This is a genomic window from Spirosoma sp. KNUC1025 (assembly GCF_045160025.1).
GTDB lineage: Bacteria > Bacteroidota > Bacteroidia > Cytophagales > Spirosomataceae > Spirosoma.
Genome location: NZ_CP087139.1, coordinates 6,690,161 through 6,707,944, shown reverse-complemented (window position 1 = coordinate 6,707,944; position 17,784 = coordinate 6,690,161). Strand labels below are relative to the sequence as shown.

Genomic DNA, 17,784 nt, shown 5'->3' with positions numbered 1-17,784 from the left:
GTTTTTGTTGGGGATGAATGGTGGAATTTATTTGACGGCAATTACCCGATTCGGTACTGAAGGTTTGGTGGTAGAAAGGGTTATGTTCTGTGTGGTGGTTTCAACTCCATTCGTAATCTCCAGCTGATAAACGCCGTCTTCCAGATCACTTAAGTTTAAACGGGTACGGTACGTCTGATCTTTTTTTCCGAGATGTTTGCTGTATAATACCTGACCATCGGCACTTTTCAGGCGAACATCAACAGCGCCACCTACTTCTTTGTCAAGGGCAATATTCAGTTGGCCATGTACGGTTGTATAAACACCTGTTTTGTATGTAGCTGCGGACGTTGGGCGAACAATGGGTTTGGCTTCAGTGGTTGAAGCGATAGAGGCAACGAAACTCAGTGAGAGGGCTAAAGCGAACGATTTGATGAGCGTTTTCATGGTAGTATGTTGTTTATGGTTGTTCTAAAGCAGGTCGGGTTATTCCCGATTGTTGAGTCAAAGATATAGGTACTGGATGGTACTATGCATTGCAAACTACTGGAACGGTCAATAGATTGGATAAATGGATGGAAAGTAAGGATGGCTGAGTAAATGGTCTGTTGGATTGCAGTAGGGGAAGTCGCAACTTTGTTCAATCAACCCGAATCAATATGCGTCAAGAGTCCATTTCACCACCGCTTTCCCATCATATTCCGGCTATTTTCTCCATCTTTTCGAACCTGATTGCGGCCGAAAGTACCCGGCATGGTGGTGTCAGTCCGATCCCGTTTGCATCTCTCAATCTGGGGATCAATACGTCCGACGATCCAGCTAACGTAGATGAAAACCGCCGTCGGTTCTTCGCGGCTATTGGTGCAGCGGATGGTACGTTTGCGTCTGCGCATCAGGTGCATGGTATGGATATCCTCTACACAACGGAACCTGGGCGCTTTAATGGCTATGACGCACTTATTACCAATCAACCGGGCTTACTCATTGGCGTGACCGTTGCCGACTGTGTGCCCATTTTGATTTATGACCATGCCAATAAGGCTGTCGCAGCTATCCATGCAGGCTGGCGCGGAACGGTCGGTGCCATTGTTACGAAAACCCTCACCAGGATGCATCAACAATTTGGCACGACGCCCGCCCAGTGCTACGCCTATGTTGGAACTTGTATTGATGAGTGTTCTTTTGAAGTAGGGCCCGAAGTAGCCGACCAGTTCGATGCTACGTTTAAACGGGAAGACACGCAAACCGGAAAAGCTTATATTGATCTAAAAAAGGCTAATGCGCAGTTTTTACTAGATTTCGGTATTCCGGAAGCCCAGATCGAACGATCTCCTTTCTCAACAGTCCTGAATAACAGTACGTATTTCTCATACCGGGCCGAGCACGGTCAGACCGGTCGAATGCTGGCTGTAATCGCTATAAAGGGCAACTAAAAATACATTTTAAACAAAATAGTATGTGGTCTGTTATATTACTGTTTTTAACAATTCATATTCACTCAACGAATACTAATCATGGGAATCTTAGTTTCAATTCTTGTAGGGGCTGTAGCTGGTTGGCTAGCCGATCTCGTTTTTAAACGGTTTTCTTTCTCGTTATTCGCCGAAATTCTACTGGGTATTGCCGGTGGATTTGTAGGCGGGTGGATCTTTGGCCGCGATGGTGGTATGGTCGATCAAATTCTGACGGCCTTTGTTGGCGCTGTAATTATTCTGGGTATTGCTGCTTTAATTAAAGGACGTAGCAGTACGGTGTAACTTTAGAAGGGAAAAAGGAGAAGGGAGGAAAGGAGAAGGGGTTTGCTGCTGCATTCCTTCTCCTTTCCTCCCTTCTCCTTTTCCCTTACTTTAATATCTGCCTGGCAATCACTACTTTTTGAATTTCACTGGTGCCTTCGCCAATGGTACAGAGCTTGGCGTCCCGGTAAAACTTCTCAACGGGAAAATCCTTTGTATAGCCATAGCCACCAAAAATCTGTACGGCTTCATTTGCCACACGAACGGCTGTTTCGGAAGCAAACAACTTAGCCATAGCCGCTTCTTTCGTCACGGGTTTGCCGGTATCTTTAAGCATAGCAGCCTGGTACGTTAATAATCTGGAGGCTTCTATATCTGTTGCCATCGTCGCTAGCTTGAAGCTGATACCCTGGTAGTTCGCAATTGGTTGTCCGAATTGCTCACGCTCTTTTGCGTAGGCTAAAGCGGCATCGTATGCTCCATAAGCAATTCCCAAACTCAGGGCGGCAATCGAAATTCGTCCTCCATCAAGTACTTTAAGCGATTGAATAAATCCATCGCCTATTTCGCCAAGGCGCTGGCTGTCAGGAATACGACAGTCCTGAAACAGCATTTCAGCCGTTTCGGAAGCCCGCATGCCAAGCTTGTCTTCTTTACGCCCCCCTGAAAAACCAGCAGTTCCCCGCTCTACAATAAAGGCAGTTGCATTATGAGCCGTGTTAGGCTCGCCTGTTCGGGCAATCACTACGGCGACATTACAGCTTTTTCCGTGTGTGATGAAGTTTTTAGCGCCGTTCAACACCCAGTCATTACCATCCCGAACGGCGGTGGTACGCATATTCCCTGCGTCGGACCCCGTGTTGGGTTCCGTCAATCCCCAGGCACCCAGCCATTCGCCGGTCGCTAATTGGGGTAAATACGTGTGTTTTTGCTCCTCGTTGCCAAAAAGTAAGATATGATTGCAGCATAATGAATTATGGGCTGCCATCGACAAGCCAATAGACCCATCCACGCGCGACAATTCAACGATGGAAGCTACATATTCTTCGTAGCCTAAACCGACTCCGCCATATTCTACAGGAATGAGCATACCCATCAGGCCCTGTTCGCCCAATTGCCGAAACAGATCAGCCGGGAAATACTGCTTTTCGTCCCACTGACGCGTATTAGGCCGGATAAGACGTTCGCTTAAATCACGCACCGACTGTATGATTAGTTGAGCAATAGCCGATTTTTCGGATGTGCTAACTTGGTTTTCTCCAATTTCAGTGTTCATAAATCCAGTTTGTTGATGTGCGGAAAACCTATTTGAAATAGGCCGCTTAGTCCCTTAATCTCTTAACCATAATAAACGAAAAGTAGCTGGCAAACCAACATATTTTGGCCTGCATGAAACAGGCTTTATCAATTATATAAGTCTAGAAGTTACTAAATGGCAAATAATTTTAAATAAAATCCAGAAAATCCTACTTTCAGAACGTTTAATATATTTCTGACCGGTGAAGCAGTATTTCTGTTGATATCTTAGGACATTATTAAAAAACTCCTATTTTTGCAGTAGCTGGATAGCTGCGAATAAATCTTACTATCTATAAGTTATAAACCATCTATATAATTAATCTATGAAATTAGCAGTTGTAGGAACCGGATATGTAGGTCTTGTGACGGGTACGTGCTTTGCCGAAACCGGCAATCAGGTGACCTGCGTTGACATCGATGTACGCAAAGTTGAAAAGCTGAATAATGGTATAGTTCCCATCTATGAGCCAGGTCTGGAAACCTTGTTTCATCGGAATGTTGAGGAAGGGCGGCTCTCGTTTACCACTGATCTTGAAGAAGGCATCAAAGGTGCCGAAGTAATCTTTCTGGCACTGCCCACCCCTCCGGGCGAAGATGGATCGGCCGATCTGAAATATATCCTGAAAGTAGCTAGTGATCTTGGCCCAATTTTGAGCCAGTATGCTGTAATCGTTGATAAAAGTACGGTGCCCGTTGGTACAGCCGAAAAGGTACATGCACACATTGCCGATAATGCAAAGGTCGATTTCGACGTAGTGTCGAACCCTGAGTTTTTGCGTGAGGGTGTTGCCGTTGAAGATTTCATGAAACCCGACCGCGTTGTGATCGGTACGAAATCGGAGCGTGCCAAAGCGGTGATGAATAAGCTGTATGCGCCACTGGTACGTCAGGGTAACCCCGTTATTTTCATGGACGAACGCTCTGCGGAGATGACCAAGTATGCTGCAAATGCGTTCCTGGCTACGAAAATCACGTTTATGAACGAAATCGCTAACCTGTGCGAACGGGCTGGTGCAAACGTAGATGATATCCGCCGGGGTATTGGTACCGATAGTCGTATTGGTAAGCGGTTCCTGTTTGCTGGTATTGGATACGGTGGTAGCTGCTTCCCGAAAGATGTACAGGCTCTGGCCAAAACAGCCAGCGATTTCGACTACGACTTTAAAGTGCTGAAGTCGGTGATGGAGGTGAATTACCGTCAGAAAACCAAAATGATGCCGATCATTCGCCAACATTTCGGGGGTGATCTGACCGGTAAAACGATTGCCGTCTGGGGATTAGCGTTTAAGCCTTACACCGATGATATTCGTGAAGCTCCCGCTCTGGATAACATCCGGGCTTTGGTAGAGGCCGGTGCAAAAGTGACGGTTTACGATCCCGAAGCGATGGATAACGTAAAGCAAATCCTTGGCAACTCGATCACTTACGCACATACACAGTATGCTGCGCTTGATGATGCCGACGCGCTGGTAATCATTACGGAGTGGCCGCTGTTCCGGACGCCTGATTTTGATAAAATGAATCTGCTGTTGAAAAGCAAAGTGATTTTCGACGGACGTAACGTTTATGAACTCGATCAGATGCGCGAAATGAACTATACCTACTATAGTGTTGGCCGCGAAGCGGTTATGGCTCCAGTTGAACAAACTGTAAAATAAGGCATAATGAACAATGAATAATGTACAACGTATAGTGCATCAGGCTATACATTGTACATTATTCATTATACATCCGACTAAATGAAAAGAGTACTTATAACTGGCGGAGCCGGGTTTCTGGGGTCGCACCTGTGCGATCGATTTATCAAAGAAGGCTATCATGTCATTGCGATGGATAACCTCATTACGGGCGACATCCGTAATATTGAACACCTGTTCCATCTGCCAAATTTTGAATTTTATCACCACGACGTATCCAAGTTCATCCACGTACCGGGTGAGCTGGATTACATTCTGCATTTTGCGTCGCCAGCCAGCCCCATTGATTACCTGAAAATTCCGATTCAGACGCTGAAAGTTGGGTCGTTGGGTATTCATAATTGCCTGGGTCTGGCACGGGTGAAAAAAGCGCGCGTCCTGATCGCATCGACTTCTGAAATCTACGGTGATCCGACAGTTCACCCGCAGAACGAAGAATATTGGGGGAATGTGAACCCGGTTGGTCCTCGTGGCGTGTATGACGAAGCCAAACGGTTTCAGGAAGCCATGACAATGGCTTATCATACGTATCATGGCCTGGAAACACGTATCGTCCGGATTTTCAATACGTACGGCCCACGGATGCGCCTGAATGATGGACGTGTGTTGCCCGCCTTTATCGGACAGGCATTGCGTGGCGAAGACCTTACTGTTTTCGGCGATGGTAGCCAGACTCGTTCATTCTGCTACGTCGATGATCTGGTCGAAGGTATTTACCGACTGCTCCTGAGCGATTACCCTTACCCAGTGAATGTTGGTAACCCTTCGGAAATCACCATCAAGGAGTTCGGTGAAGAAATTATCAAACTTACCGGTACGAGCCAGAAACTGATCTTCAAAGACCTTCCCAAAGATGATCCGAAACAACGGCAACCCGATATTACAAAAGCGAAAGCGATTTTGGGTTGGGAGCCGAAAGTGACACGGGCCGAAGGGTTACGCGTTACGTACGAATATTTCAAGAGTCTGCCGGAAGAAGAACTCTACCGCGCTGCCTATCACCGTGAATTCGTCAAGCAATAGTCTGGATTGCACGGTAATACAGTTACTTTAATCGAAAAGCGCTCATACACTTTAAAAAGGTATGAGCGCTTTTCTGTTGCTATGAGCTATCTTACTGTGAAAGAAACGATTGTAAGGCGGTATTGTACTCGTCTCTCGCATTCAGGTACGGAAAATGCCCTTTATGGTGAAAGGTATGTACACGTGCTGTCACATAATACTGTTTGAGCTTAGTCCGCAGATCGGGCGAAACAAGCGGGTCGTTATCCGATTCGAAAATCAGCAGCGGCACCTTGGTTTGCTTGCCATCCACAGGCCGGAATTTATCTACAACGCAATGATAACGCGCCAGAAACTGCGCTTTCGACATGCGCCCATACGTATTTTCAAGCAGTTGCGCTTCAGCCAGCGGGTCATTTTCAGAAGCGGGCAATACCTGGTCGTACAGATTTTTGCGTAAGCTATTCATTACCGCCCACGCTGGCAGCCAGGTGGCAGCCGCTATTTTAGTAGCGTTTTTCTCTTCGAGAATATCATTCTGGGGAAACGTATTGCCCAGAACCGCCTTTTCGACCCGCTGCGGATAAGCAGCCAGTAAATACTGCGTCAGATACCCACCAAGTGAACTGCCAACAACAATAGCCGTTCGAACATCTTCTTTGTCGAGAATATCCACAATGCCCTTTCCCAAATCAGGGAGGTTATCAACAGGCGGATACGTAACGCTGATAACGCGGTAATTTGCTTTAAATGTATTCATCTGCTGCCACCAGAAATCGTACCCACCGGTCATGCCGTGCAGGAAAAGAATTGTTTTCGGGCCATTTCCCAAAGATAAGTAGCGCCAGTCGTACCCCTGCGAGGTGATCGTCTTTGTTGGTATCTGACGGAAACTCGCGAGGCCTTTTATCCGGTCTTTATCTGAGCCACTGTATAAATCAACCGCATCTTTAGTGGGGGGTGGGTACACATATATACCGATAAGAAGTAGAATGGACAGCAGCCAGGGTAACCGTTTTTTCATAAATTTTTTGAGTTGTTCGATATGCGCCGGGTAAGCAGTCCGATCTGGCCAGGTCGTTCTATCTGGTTAGCCGATAAATCAGCAAAGCCGCCCGCTGAATCAGCAGGGGGAATTCTTTGGTATTCATCGTTTCTTCGATGCTGTGTGCTCCCTTGCCGGATGCGCCCAGACCATCCAGACAGGGCATATATTGAGCCACAAACGATACGTCGCCTGCACCCCGCGCCCCCGGATCAAAGGCTTCGACAGAGCCAATTCCCATATCGCGGCTAATTTTATCAACCTGCTTACGCAATTCGTCATTGGCGGCCGTTGGTTCCATACCCGGAATTCCGTCAGTGAAGGAGATGGTTGCTTTGGTTAGCGGCAGACTCTTTTCCACGATTTCACGCATTTTGGCGCGCGCATTTTCTTTCTGCGTTTCGGTCAGAAACCGCAAATCGCCTTTAACCAACGCTGTTCCGGCTACGATGTTCGTTTTCCCGACCACCTCGGCTTTGGCCGTCTTGTCGTCGTAATGCACTTCAGCTCCACCCACGATCAGGCCGGGATTGAAGGTCAGGTATTGCTCCTGGCCCAAGGTTCGTCGGAACTCGTTCAAAATACGCGTTGCCTCGTAGATGGCTCCGTAGCCCAGATCACTAAAAATACGCGACGAATGCCCGGTCTGTGCTTTGACGTTCAGCGTCCAGCTGCTCGAACCTCGTCGGCCAGTCGTTACGGCCCGTAATCCCTGTGCACTCTCAAAAGCCAGGGCCAGATCGCACGTACGGGCCCGTTCAACGAAATCCCGCCGACTTTCGGGTCCGCCTGAACTTTCTTCATCGCCCGTGAAATAGATGGTGATAGACGTATCGTCGAGCAGTTTCTGTTCGTGTAAGGCTTTCAGCGCTGCAATAATCACCACATCACCCCCTTTCATGTCATTGACCCCTTGACCAGCCACGGTCGAATCATTGACGCGAGTATAGGGTTCCATTGGCAAACTTTTCTCAAACACTGTATCGAGATGCCCGATCAGAAAAAGCTTTTTGCCTTTTTTACCCTGCCGGGTTGCCACCAGATGGCCCGCCCGATTAAGCGAGTCAGGCAACGTAACCCATTCGGTCTTAAAGCCGAGTTTGTCGAACTCGTCCGACATCAGTTTTCCGACGCTGCGAACGCCTTCTTTATTTAGTGTGCCGCTGTTGATATTGACAACTTTTTCCAGAAAAGCTTCTGTTTCGGGCATGTGTTTTTGCACGGTGGCAATAACGGTCTTTTCGGGCCTGGAAAGCGACTGAGCGAATGCGCTGTAGCTGGCCAGGAGTAATAGAAAGGCAAATTTTCTCATACGAGTTTTCCGATAAAGTAGGTTGTATCGATGGCTAAAATACGGAAAGTTGCCTTTGGGTATACGAACAAGCTGAGTTAGGCTTTCTAAACAAAATTTAGCCTGGTCACCGGTGTAGCTCTTCTGATACAGTAAGTAGTTCTGTCTGGAAAACAAATGCCATAGCAATCTGCTACGGCATTCGGGGAAGGAGAAGATGTGATAGAAGCAAGCTTAAAACACCTGTTTGTGGTTAAAATAAGTGGAAAGCTTCAAATGTTGACATGAATATTAACTGCTAAGAAATGAATATTTCCATATATTACTACAGTAAATGTTCCAAAAGCAGAATATTACTTACGAAAACGGTTTTTTTTCAGACGAAGCTTTTAGCAATTCACGTAATTACAGATTAAGTATAGGCATACCGTATTTCTTACTAGGCTTATCGTTAGAAAATAGCTTTTGTCGTATTATTACGAATGCAGGCGTCACTTACCTGTTTACATCTCAACGACTGTTCACTATGCGATTTGCCAAACAACGCAACCCAGGATACCCGTTTGTGGTTGGGATAGTGGTTCTTACGGTTGGGGCGCTATCAAGTTTGCCGGCTTTTTCACAAACTCCTTCTGCCGGTAAATACCTATACGATAAATTACTCAAAACAGAGCAGGAATACCGCAAAGCGTTAGCAACGGGCGATTCGATGGAGGTGGCCGAAATCTGCTATCGAATGGGAAAACGGTACGCTGGCATAGGTGATTTCATGACGGCCAATAAATGGTTTATCCGGTCATTACGTATCCGTGAGCGGCATGGGCCTTCAGAGGGTATTGGTAAGGCTTATCTGCGAATGGCCGAGATCGAAGTCACCCAAAAGCACTACAAACAGGCATTGACGTATACGCGCCGGGCAATCATGAATTTTCGGCATGTTCAGTCCGATCATGGCATGATGAGTGCTTATAACGTATTGGGCGGAGTGTATGAACTAGGCTGGCGAATAAATCAGGAGAAGCCAGGTTCTTTACCAGCCGTTTCGTTTGATAGTGTATCCTATTACTTCCGACAGGCTGTGCGGTTAGCCCTTCTGTTGAAAAAACCGGCTGATATCGCGAATACGTACATGCTAATGGGCGCATCGTTGGCTGTGAAAAATGCTGAAATGGCCATTGGGTATCTTGAAAAGGCGTATGCGATCAATATTCAGGAAAAATCGCCGTATGGTATTATCAATACGTCGCAGAAGCTGGCCGACTGTTACTTAACCCTTGGCCAAACCCGGCTTGCTAAAAAATGGCTGGAAGCTGCTCAGTTTATATGTGATACCGCCAGGTCCGGTGATTACTGGCAAAACAGTGACCGGGAAGGCATCTATGTGAAGTATTATCAACAAACAGGGGACTGGAAACAGGCGTTTGAGCACCAGAATAGACAACATGCCCTGCAACTTGAGGCTATCAATGCGGATCGGGAGATAGCCATGGCGCGTGCCGGACTGCTCTATGAAACCGAGAAAAAAGAAACGCAGCTACAGGCCCAACAAAAAACATTGGTACTTCGGCAGAAAACCCTTGATGCGGAGCGCCAGCTTTCGCTGATGACTACCGTGCTGTTTGTACTGGCCGGTATAAGCAGCACGGTTTTTTACTGGTTATTCAGAAAACATAAGTGGCTAAGCGAACATAATGCCCGCTTAGTAAAAGAACAGAACCATCGGGTTAAAAATAACCTGCAGTCGATCACAAATTTACTGGGTCTGCAGTTTAACCGATTGACTGATCCGGCTGCCCGGGAAGCTGTAGAAGAAAGTCTATTGCGGGTGGAAGCGATGGCTCTTGTGCATCAGCGACTCTACGACGGCGACCGGTTGGTTGAGGTCGAGCTGAGTCAGTTTGTGCCTGAACTGGTCAGTGGCGTACTGCGAAGCTATAGTTTTGGCCATGTACAGCCCAACTACACACTTTCTACAATCTGGCTTCAAGCCGATACGGCCATAAATCTGGGTTTGTTGTTAAATGAGCTAGTTACCAATTCGTGTAAATATGCCTTTCTAAACAACCCGAATCCGTCGCTGGAAATCGTATGTCGGCAGTTGAACAGCTGGATTGAGATCGGGTATAAAGACAATGGACCCGGTTTTAATCCCACCGTAAAAGGCAACTCATTTGGTATGAAACTAATTGATATCATTACCGAAAAGCTGAACGGTAAAAGCAGTTTTAACGCTGATAATGGTTTCTATTTCAGGCTGTCATTTGATTGTAGGTCAGTTCATGCAGCAAATGCCAGTTTACTCCCTACGTACTAAATATCTCTTATGGAAGCGCCTTTACGTATTCTGATTATCGAAGACGATCCATTCATGGCTACCGATATTGAAGAAAATCTGATACAGGCTGGCTACACGATCTGCGGCAAAGCCAACAGCTACGAAACCGCGATAAAAATGATGCAGCAAAGCCAGCCCGACATAGTGCTGGCCGATATTACCCTGTCGGGGCCAATCGATGGGATTACGACCGTAAAGGAATTGATGCGAATAAAATGGGTACCCGTTATTTACTTGACAGGTAATTCGGAGATCGAAACATTTAACCGGGCTAAAAGTACCTTTCCAGCGGCTTTTCTGCACAAGCCTTTCCGGGTGCGGGAACTATCGGCCCAGATCGATCTGGCTATGCATAATTTCTATGCTGGTAATATTTCCGGATCACCAGAATTGCCTGACCATACGTTTCTGCCAACGGGCAACGGATACATGCGTGTGATAAAGTCAGAAATTCAGTTTGTGAAAGCCGATCGGAATAATTGCGAATTATATCTGACCGGTTCGGGTTTTCAGCGGATTTATCCTGGCAAGACGTATCACGCTATAGTGATAGCCCTGAACCTCGGGAAATTACTGCCGTACCTGTCCGGCAGTTTCTACCAGCTGTCGCGTTCGCTGGTGATTAATCTTGAGTACATCGACCGTATTGAATCCAACCGGCTCTACGTTGGCCCGCATGAAATCGCGATTCCAGACGGTGCCCGAAAACCCCTGATCGAGCGGTTGCAGGTTGTCAGAACCCGTTAGCCTTCGTATTTTGTCGTCGATACCTTCATCGTCTATGTATGGTTTCTGATCAACTCAACGATATTTTCATTGCATTCAGGCGCGAACTTCACCAGTTTCCGGAGATTTCTGGGCTGGAACAGGAGACGCAGAAACGTATCAAAGCCTTTGTTGGTCAGTTCAGGCCGGATACACTCATCGAAGTTGGCGGAACCGGACTGTTGCTGCAATACGGTACGGATGGAACCGGCCCCGTTACGTTAATCCGGGCGGATATCGACGCGTTGCCGATTCAGGAGACCAACACTTTTGCGCATAAATCGGTGTATGCTGGTGTTTCCCATAAATGTGGTCACGACGGGCACACAGCCATTCTCGCCCGACTAGCTTCCCTATTGGCCGAAATGCCCGTTCAGCAAGGACGGGTGTATTTAGTATTTCAGCCTGCCGAAGAGACTGGCCAGGGAGCCCAGGCCGTTTTAAACGATTCGACTCTGAACGATCTTCAGCCCGACCGTGTGTTTGCCCTGCATAACCTGCCGGGTTTTCGTCAGGGCGTCATTGTCTGCAAACCCGGTCCTTTTACCGCATCGGTACTGAGTATGATCGTTACGTTTACGGGAAACGTATCGCATTCCGCCGAGCCGGAAAAAGGACTTAATCCTGCTTACGTAATGGCCGATTTTGTGCTACGTTCCCGGCAGTTGCAGCAGCCAAATCCGCAATCGGATGACTTTGCCCTGATTACACCCGTTTATACCACAATGGGCGAGAAATCATACGGTGTATCGGCGGGTTATGGCGAGGTACACGTAACATTACGTACCCGAAATGCCAAACGGATGGAAGCGCTGAACGCGCAACTGATGACCTTGTTAGCTGACCTTTCTGCCGGGAGCGGCATCCGCGTCGATACGTCCTATACTGAAGCGTTCTTTGCCAGTGAAAATGATCCTGACGCTTTTCAGCAAGTCAAACGTAGCGCCGAGGAACTTGGATATACGTTCGTTGAGAAATCGGAGCCGTTTAAATGGGGAGAAGATTTTGGCCTGTTTACCCAAAAGTATAAAGGGGCTATGTTTGGTATTGGCGCCGGAGAAAACTCCCCAGCGCTGCACAACGACGATTATGACTTCAACGACAGCCTGATCGAGCCAGCGGCACAGCTGTTTCTGGAATTGATTAAGACTAAGCACATGCCAGCGGCAACGTAATACCGATTCGCTAAAATCAAAAAAGATAATTATTTTCGAAGAGGGTGATAAATGGAGCGGTCGGGTATTCATAAGTAACAAACCCAAATTGTCACTTATGAAAACTCAAACAAAATACCTGCTGATTGGCGTGGCTGCATTAATGACTTTATGTTGTATGTACTTTTTATTGGGTCATTAAGATCTACCTGGCCATGAATATCTGGAACATTCAGGAATATGAAGGTGATGGAGTAAGTTGCCCCATTACGCCCGCGAAATTGCCGCTTTACAAGAAGATAGGTCTTTTCATTTTTCGATTCGGAATTTGTCCGCTCTGCGTAACAACGAGTATAGGGTATGGTCTGTACCGGCTGATACGTCCAAACGCGAAACAGGTCTAAAGAGGTATGCACATGGCTGCTGAAGTATCCGACAGCGAACTCCTCGATCAGCTACGCGCGGGTAGTAATCGGGGGTTTACCAGGCTCTATCGACGGTATTATCCGTCGATAGAGCATTTCGTCTTGCAAAATAACGGCGACCGGGATCAGGCAAACGATTTGTTTCAGGAAACATTGATCGTCCTCTTGGCAGCCATTCGAAACCCTGACTTTGCATTAACTTCATCGCTCAAAACGTATGTGTTTGCCATTAGTAGAAATCTGTGGCTGAAGCAGTTGAAAAAGTCGGGCCGCTGGACCAGTTTGGACGAAGTCGATGAAGTAAGCCACGTAATAATGCCCATAGAACCTGAACCAACACCAACGGCTTACGAGCGCGTGATGGTTCTATTCAACAAAATAACGGTTCGTTGTATGAGGTTGTTGGCCGCCATCTTTTTCGGCAAAAAACAGATCGACGATATCGTGCGGGATGATAACTATGCCAACATTCATTCTGCGCAGAATCAGAAATACAAATGTCTGCAGCAGGCCCGCAGGGCAGGAGGGAACCCCGCACGTTAGGTAGTTGACGGTGCAAATCGGTATAACCTAAAGCCAGCTTGCTGGTTTATGGATAAAGACCAACACAATCAGTATGTCTCAATCCAATCAATCGGTTACCGATGTTAATGCTGCCGTACGGAAGCAGCTCGTCAATTTGCTAACCAAGAGCCAGGCGCATCAGTCCTTTGAGAATGCAGTTAAAGACCTGCCTGCCGACCTTCGGGGCGTAAAACCGGATAAGTTACCCTACACCATCTGGCAACTGGTTGATCACATTCGTATCGTACAAAAGGATATTCTTGAGTTTTCGCGCGATCCTGACTACCAATCGCCACCCTGGCCAGCCGGTTACTGGACAAGTGAACTCGCCCCTGCTTCCGAAGCTGACTGGCAAACGGCGCTGGATCGGATTCGGCAGGATCGGGATGAGTTTGTTGCGCTGGTTAATGATCCAGAACAGGATTTATACGAACCCTTTGCGCATGGTAAGGGGCAAAACCTGCTTCGCGAAGCACTATTGATTGCCGATCATACAGCGTATCATGTTGGCGAAATCATTATCATCCGGCGGTTGCTCAATGCCTGGAAAAGCTGATAATTGCCGGTAGCAGGAATGATCAGAGGGAAGGCAAAGGCTGATTCTTTAAATTGTTTTCTATTTTGCAGCGGAAAACAACCGTATGCTCCTCCGTTGAAAACACTCTTTGCTTTTCTGGCCCTGATTCCCGCGCTGTCCATTGCGCAGACAACCCCAGCCGCTAGTTCGTACCCGTTTACACCCGCACAGGATTCGGCCTATGCGCGTGAGCAATATCAGAAGTCTGAATTTATGGTACCCATGCGCGATGGGACCAAACTATTCACGCAGGTATATGCCCCCAAAGACCAGTCGGTAAAACATCCGATTCTGATCCAGCGAACGCCGTACAGTTGCCAACCTTACGGAACAGATCGTTTCCGGCGACGTATTGGCCCTAATCCATTTATGCTGCGCGACAATTACATCGTTGTTTATCAGGATGTTCGGGGACGCTGGGCATCGGAGGGTACGTTTGCGGAGATGACTCCGCACATCGATGTAAAAAAAAGTAATGCCGATCACGATGAGGCTTCAGATACCTACGATACCATCAACTGGCTACTCAAAAACGTACCGAGTCATAACGGAAGTGTAGGGCAGTGGGGTATCAGCTATCCGGGATTTTTTGCCTCGGCAGGTGCCGTATCGGGCCATCCGGCGCTGAAAGCTTCGTCGCCACAAGCGCCCATGGCCGATTTATGGCACGACGATACGTTTCACAATGGCGCCTTTCAGATTGCGGCCAACTTTGGGTTCTACGCCTTTTTTCAGGAACATAAGCAGCCAACCAAGCAGAATCCGCCCCCGCTGTTCGAAATCAACGATCCCGATGGGTATCACTTTTACCTGAACATGGGCTCAACGGCGAACTCGGAAAGTCAATATTACAAAGGCCGGAACAAGTATTATCACGAAAGTTTCGATCACCCGGATTATGATGATCACTGGAAAAAACGGAATATTCTGCCGCACCTCAAGGGGATCAAACATGCCGTAATGGTTGTTGGCGGCTGGTACGATGAGCAGGACCTGTTCGGTACGTTTAATACCTATAAAGCCATCGAAAAGCAGAATCCGGGTATTCAGAACATCTTTGTTGTGGGACCCTGGATACACGGTGGCTGGGCGGGTTCATCCGGCCAAACCCTGGCTGATCTGGATTTTGGCTCGAAAACCTCACCCTATTATCAAGAAAACATCGAAGCGAAATTTTTCAGGCATTATCTCTTCAACGAAACTACCCCGTTGGCCCTACCTGAAGCTACCGTGTTCGAGACAGGCACCAACCGCTGGCGCTCGTTCGATACGTATCCGCCGAAAGGATTGCAGCAAAAGCAGCTGTATTTGCAGTCGAGTGGTAAACTTGGCTTTTCTGCATCAACGGCTGGAGCATCGTTCTCGGAGTTTCTGTCCGACCCGGCGCACCCCGTACCATTTGCCAGCAAAATTAACGATGGCTTCTCGGCTGAATATATGGTCGATGACCAGCGGTTCGCTTCGGCCCGCCCCGACGTACTGACGTTTCAGACGGAGCCACTTACCGACGACTTAACGCTGGCGGGACCTATTCTGGCGCAACTGACCGTATCGACTACGGGTACTGATGCCGACTGGATGGTGAAAGTCATTGATGTATACCCACCCGACGCGCCCCAGAAACCGCAGAAGCCCGACGTAGTGTACGGCAATTATCAGCAGATGATACGTAGTGAAATCATTCGGGGTCGGTATCGGAATAATGTCAGCAAACCGGAAGCGTTTAAGCCCAATCAGCCAACGCCGGTAGCAGTAGAGCTACAGGACGTACTGCACACCTTCAAAAAAGGCCATCGATTGATGGTTCAGGTGCAAAGTTCGTGCTTCCCGCTGGCCGACCGAAATCCGCAGAAGTTTGTGCCTGTTTTCAGCGCAAAAGAGTCGGATTATCAGAAAGCCACGCACCGCGTTTATCATGGCAGTCAGGGGACCAGCTTCCTGAAAATAGGCGTGCTGAATCCCTGAAAATTGCCCTGGCAATACGTGCCAAAACCGCTTCAATTTTAAAAATAGCTGTAGGTCAAGCCATGCGTTTTTTAATTGCACTCATATTCATTTTTCTATTCCAGGGATTTTCCCAGGCGCAGGCAATACAAAAGCCCAAACTCACCGTCACTCCGCTTAATGGCACCGTATATGTGCATACGTCCTATGGCATTTTCAACAAAACACCTTTCCCTTCCAATGGCTTGATTATTAAGACAAAAGATGGGGTTGTTCTGGTGGATACGGGCTGGGATACGAAAGAGGATACCGACAACACAAGGCAACTGCTTCAATGGGTGGCCCATAACCTGCATCAGCCTGTCCGGCTCTGCATCGTTACGCACGCCCACGACGACCGTGTGGGCGGCATCAGTGAACTCCGGAAAGCGGGTGTACGTGTAATCAGCACACCGTTAACCGCTCAGAAATCGGTGAAACAGGGATTTGAATCGCCTGAAGGCATTTTGCCCGCCGACACAACTTTTAGAGTAGGGCAGGAGCCGATACGTTGTTACTTTCCCGGCGAAGGCCATACCAACGATAACATCGTCGTCTGGCTACCTAATCAGCAGATTCTGTATGGGGGCTGCCTGGTAAAAAGCGTAGCGGCTTTTGGTATGGGTAACCTGGCCGATGCGAACCTCAACGAATGGGCTGGTTCGATTCGGAAGTTGATCACCCAATTCGGTAAGGCTAAAATTGTTGTACCCGGCCATCAGGACTGGAGCGACACAAAGGCACTGGAGCATACGCTGCAACTCCTTGCCAAACAGAAATGATTTAGTCATTGGTCATTCATTACGCTGTCATTGGGCATTGGTCAGTAGTCACTAGAACTGGCCGCCAATAAGTAATGACAACGTTGCGAACGACCAATGACCACCAATGACTTAACCCCTTTATTGTCATGCCCAGACTTCTTCTGATGGATCACGACGGCGGCATCGATGATCTGCTTTCGTTGCTGCTTATCCTGACCATGCAGGATGTCGAGTTGATTGGCGTTACCGTTACACCGGCGGATTGCTATATCGAACCCGCGCTCGAATCGTCCTATAAGTTGCTCCAGCTAACCGGAAAAGAGCAAATACCGCTTGGGAGAGGGGATTATTACGGCATCAACGCGTTTCCGGCCGAATGGCGGGCGCGCCCGGAGATTATGAATGTCTTACCCATGTTGATTAATCTGCCGAAATCACCTGACCCATACACGTACCCGAGTGCGCCTGAGCTGCTCATCGACAAACTGTCATCCGCTACGGATAAAGTAACGGTTCTGCTGACTGGCCCCTGTTCGAATCTGGTGCTGGCGCTGGACAAAGCTCCACATTTAAAAGACAAAATCGCCGAAATCGTCTGGATGGCGGGCGCGTTCCGGACAAGTGGAAATGTGCAGATGTACCAGCACGACGGTTCGGCTGAATGGAATGTATTCTGGGACCCAATAAGCTCCCGCAGGCTGGTTGAGTATGGCTTGCCGTTAACGCTCATCCCACTCGACGTAACGAATCATGTGCCCGTAACGAAAACATTTCTGGCAACACTGGCTTCACAGATGGAACACAGACTATCGAACCTCGCCGGTCAGCTGTGGGCGCTGACGCTCGACACCATTCCCAGTTATCACTACACCTATTTCATGTGGGATATTCTGGCGACGAGCTATCTGGCCATCCCTGAGCAGTTTACTATCGAAACCGTCAACGCTATTGTCAGTACGCGCCCGCCCAATGCCGGACAAACGTATCTGGATGATCAGGGCTACGAACTAAAAATAGCCACTGACGTCAATACGACTTATTTTTACGAATACCTGCTGACCCAGTTTAAACAGTAAGACAGATTGGTCATTGGTAGTTAGTCATTGGGCATTGGTCAGTAGTCATTAGAACTGGTAGCCAACCACCAATGCCAAATGGCCAGTGACAG

At 48.0% G+C, this 17,784-nt stretch carries 17 protein-coding genes; 13 read left to right on the top strand and 4 right to left on the bottom strand.

What is annotated here, in order from left to right:
- Positions 1 to 27: 27 nt before the first annotated feature.
- Positions 28 to 426: a T9SS type A sorting domain-containing protein gene (locus LN737_RS29305; protein ID WP_405514561.1), complete on the bottom strand. Its 399-nt coding sequence runs from the start codon at positions 424 to 426 to the stop codon at positions 28 to 30.
- A gap of 212 nt (positions 427 to 638) precedes the next feature.
- Here LN737_RS29305 and pgeF point away from each other — a divergent pair, with 212 nt between their 5' ends.
- Positions 639 to 1,412 carry a peptidoglycan editing factor PgeF gene (gene pgeF, locus LN737_RS29300; RefSeq protein ID WP_405514559.1) on the top strand — a complete coding sequence of 258 codons (774 nt, stop codon included), beginning with the start codon at positions 639 to 641 and terminating at the stop codon, positions 1,410 to 1,412.
- An 81-nt stretch (positions 1,413 to 1,493) separates the two neighbouring features.
- Positions 1,494 to 1,736 (top strand): GlsB/YeaQ/YmgE family stress response membrane protein, encoded by a 243-nt coding sequence (locus LN737_RS29295; RefSeq protein ID WP_405514558.1) that lies wholly within the window; start codon positions 1,494 to 1,496, stop codon positions 1,734 to 1,736.
- Positions 1,737 to 1,821: 85 nt separating this feature from the next.
- Here LN737_RS29295 and LN737_RS29290 read toward each other — a convergent pair whose 3' ends face one another.
- A complete protein-coding gene (locus LN737_RS29290; RefSeq protein WP_405514556.1) occupies positions 1,822 to 2,991 on the bottom strand; it encodes an acyl-CoA dehydrogenase family protein in 1,170 nt (389 codons plus the stop codon).
- Positions 2,992 to 3,337: 346 nt separating this feature from the next.
- Here LN737_RS29290 and LN737_RS29285 point away from each other — a divergent pair, with 346 nt between their 5' ends.
- Positions 3,338 to 4,672, top strand: coding sequence for a UDP-glucose/GDP-mannose dehydrogenase family protein (locus tag LN737_RS29285; RefSeq protein WP_405514554.1), 1,335 nt, complete (start codon positions 3,338 to 3,340; stop codon positions 4,670 to 4,672).
- A gap of 81 nt (positions 4,673 to 4,753) precedes the next feature.
- Positions 4,754 to 5,734: a UDP-glucuronic acid decarboxylase family protein gene (locus tag LN737_RS29280; protein ID WP_405514552.1), complete on the top strand. Its 981-nt coding sequence runs from the start codon at positions 4,754 to 4,756 to the stop codon at positions 5,732 to 5,734.
- Between the two features lie 91 nt (positions 5,735 to 5,825).
- Here LN737_RS29280 and LN737_RS29275 read toward each other — a convergent pair whose 3' ends face one another.
- Together LN737_RS29275 and LN737_RS29270 are read right to left on the bottom strand one after the other, a co-directional pair.
- The gene (locus LN737_RS29275; protein ID WP_405514551.1) at positions 5,826 to 6,737 is read right to left on the bottom strand and encodes an alpha/beta fold hydrolase; all 912 of its coding nucleotides are present in this window, start codon (positions 6,735 to 6,737) and stop codon (positions 5,826 to 5,828) included.
- Between the two features lie 58 nt (positions 6,738 to 6,795).
- Positions 6,796 to 8,070: a M20/M25/M40 family metallo-hydrolase gene (locus LN737_RS29270; protein WP_405514549.1), complete on the bottom strand. Its 1,275-nt coding sequence runs from the start codon at positions 8,068 to 8,070 to the stop codon at positions 6,796 to 6,798.
- Between the two features lie 505 nt (positions 8,071 to 8,575).
- Between LN737_RS29270 and LN737_RS29265 the strand changes: the two genes are divergently transcribed.
- From LN737_RS29265 to LN737_RS29225, 9 genes are all read left to right on the top strand, one after another.
- Positions 8,576 to 10,363 carry a histidine kinase dimerization/phosphoacceptor domain -containing protein gene (locus LN737_RS29265; protein ID WP_405514547.1) on the top strand — a complete coding sequence of 596 codons (1,788 nt, stop codon included), beginning with the start codon at positions 8,576 to 8,578 and terminating at the stop codon, positions 10,361 to 10,363.
- A 9-nt stretch (positions 10,364 to 10,372) separates the two neighbouring features.
- Positions 10,373 to 11,131: a response regulator gene (locus LN737_RS29260; RefSeq protein WP_405514545.1), complete on the top strand. Its 759-nt coding sequence runs from the start codon at positions 10,373 to 10,375 to the stop codon at positions 11,129 to 11,131.
- A 38-nt stretch (positions 11,132 to 11,169) separates the two neighbouring features.
- Positions 11,170 to 12,324: an amidohydrolase gene (locus LN737_RS29255; RefSeq protein ID WP_405514544.1), complete on the top strand. Its 1,155-nt coding sequence runs from the start codon at positions 11,170 to 11,172 to the stop codon at positions 12,322 to 12,324.
- Positions 12,325 to 12,518: 194 nt separating this feature from the next.
- Positions 12,519 to 12,707: a hypothetical protein gene (locus tag LN737_RS29250; RefSeq protein ID WP_405514542.1), complete on the top strand. Its 189-nt coding sequence runs from the start codon at positions 12,519 to 12,521 to the stop codon at positions 12,705 to 12,707.
- A gap of 12 nt (positions 12,708 to 12,719) precedes the next feature.
- The gene (locus LN737_RS29245; protein WP_405514540.1) at positions 12,720 to 13,271 is read left to right on the top strand and encodes an RNA polymerase sigma factor; all 552 of its coding nucleotides are present in this window, start codon (positions 12,720 to 12,722) and stop codon (positions 13,269 to 13,271) included.
- Between the two features lie 73 nt (positions 13,272 to 13,344).
- A complete protein-coding gene (locus LN737_RS29240; RefSeq protein ID WP_405514538.1) occupies positions 13,345 to 13,848 on the top strand; it encodes a DinB family protein in 504 nt (167 codons plus the stop codon).
- Positions 13,849 to 13,944: 96 nt separating this feature from the next.
- Positions 13,945 to 15,834, top strand: coding sequence for a CocE/NonD family hydrolase (locus LN737_RS29235; protein WP_405514537.1), 1,890 nt, complete (start codon positions 13,945 to 13,947; stop codon positions 15,832 to 15,834).
- A 62-nt stretch (positions 15,835 to 15,896) separates the two neighbouring features.
- Positions 15,897 to 16,634 carry a subclass B1 metallo-beta-lactamase gene (bla, locus tag LN737_RS29230; protein ID WP_405514535.1) on the top strand — a complete coding sequence of 246 codons (738 nt, stop codon included), beginning with the start codon at positions 15,897 to 15,899 and terminating at the stop codon, positions 16,632 to 16,634.
- 128 nt (positions 16,635 to 16,762) lie between these two features.
- Entirely contained in the window at positions 16,763 to 17,692 is a 930-nt protein-coding gene (locus tag LN737_RS29225; protein ID WP_405514533.1) for a nucleoside hydrolase, read from the top strand.
- The last annotated feature ends 92 nt before the right edge of the window (positions 17,693 to 17,784 follow it).

Excerpts from the sequence above, each read along its gene's own strand:
- LN737_RS29240 (WP_405514538.1), top strand. The coding sequence starts at position 13,345 with ATGTCTCAATCCAATCAATCGGTTACCGATGTTAATGCTGCCGTACGG.
- LN737_RS29280 (WP_405514552.1), top strand. The coding sequence starts at position 4,754 with ATGAAAAGAGTACTTATAACTGGCGGAGCCGGGTTTCTGGGGTCGCAC.
- LN737_RS29260 (WP_405514545.1), top strand. The coding sequence starts at position 10,373 with ATGGAAGCGCCTTTACGTATTCTGATTATCGAAGACGATCCATTCATG.
- LN737_RS29265 (WP_405514547.1), top strand. The coding sequence starts at position 8,576 with ATGCGATTTGCCAAACAACGCAACCCAGGATACCCGTTTGTGGTTGGG.
- LN737_RS29305 (WP_405514561.1), bottom strand. The coding sequence starts at position 426 with ATGAAAACGCTCATCAAATCGTTCGCTTTAGCCCTCTCACTGAGTTTC.
- LN737_RS29285 (WP_405514554.1), top strand. The coding sequence starts at position 3,338 with ATGAAATTAGCAGTTGTAGGAACCGGATATGTAGGTCTTGTGACGGGT.
- LN737_RS29245 (WP_405514540.1), top strand. The coding sequence starts at position 12,720 with ATGGCTGCTGAAGTATCCGACAGCGAACTCCTCGATCAGCTACGCGCG.
- LN737_RS29295 (WP_405514558.1), top strand. The coding sequence starts at position 1,494 with ATGGGAATCTTAGTTTCAATTCTTGTAGGGGCTGTAGCTGGTTGGCTA.
- LN737_RS29290 (WP_405514556.1), bottom strand. The coding sequence starts at position 2,991 with ATGAACACTGAAATTGGAGAAAACCAAGTTAGCACATCCGAAAAATCG.
- LN737_RS29275 (WP_405514551.1), bottom strand. The coding sequence starts at position 6,737 with ATGAAAAAACGGTTACCCTGGCTGCTGTCCATTCTACTTCTTATCGGT.
- LN737_RS29225 (WP_405514533.1), top strand. The coding sequence starts at position 16,763 with ATGCCCAGACTTCTTCTGATGGATCACGACGGCGGCATCGATGATCTG.
- pgeF (WP_405514559.1), top strand. The coding sequence starts at position 639 with ATGCGTCAAGAGTCCATTTCACCACCGCTTTCCCATCATATTCCGGCT.
- LN737_RS29270 (WP_405514549.1), bottom strand. The coding sequence starts at position 8,070 with ATGAGAAAATTTGCCTTTCTATTACTCCTGGCCAGCTACAGCGCATTC.
- LN737_RS29255 (WP_405514544.1), top strand. The coding sequence starts at position 11,170 with ATGGTTTCTGATCAACTCAACGATATTTTCATTGCATTCAGGCGCGAA.
- bla (WP_405514535.1), top strand. The coding sequence starts at position 15,897 with ATGCGTTTTTTAATTGCACTCATATTCATTTTTCTATTCCAGGGATTT.
- LN737_RS29250 (WP_405514542.1), top strand. The coding sequence starts at position 12,519 with ATGAATATCTGGAACATTCAGGAATATGAAGGTGATGGAGTAAGTTGC.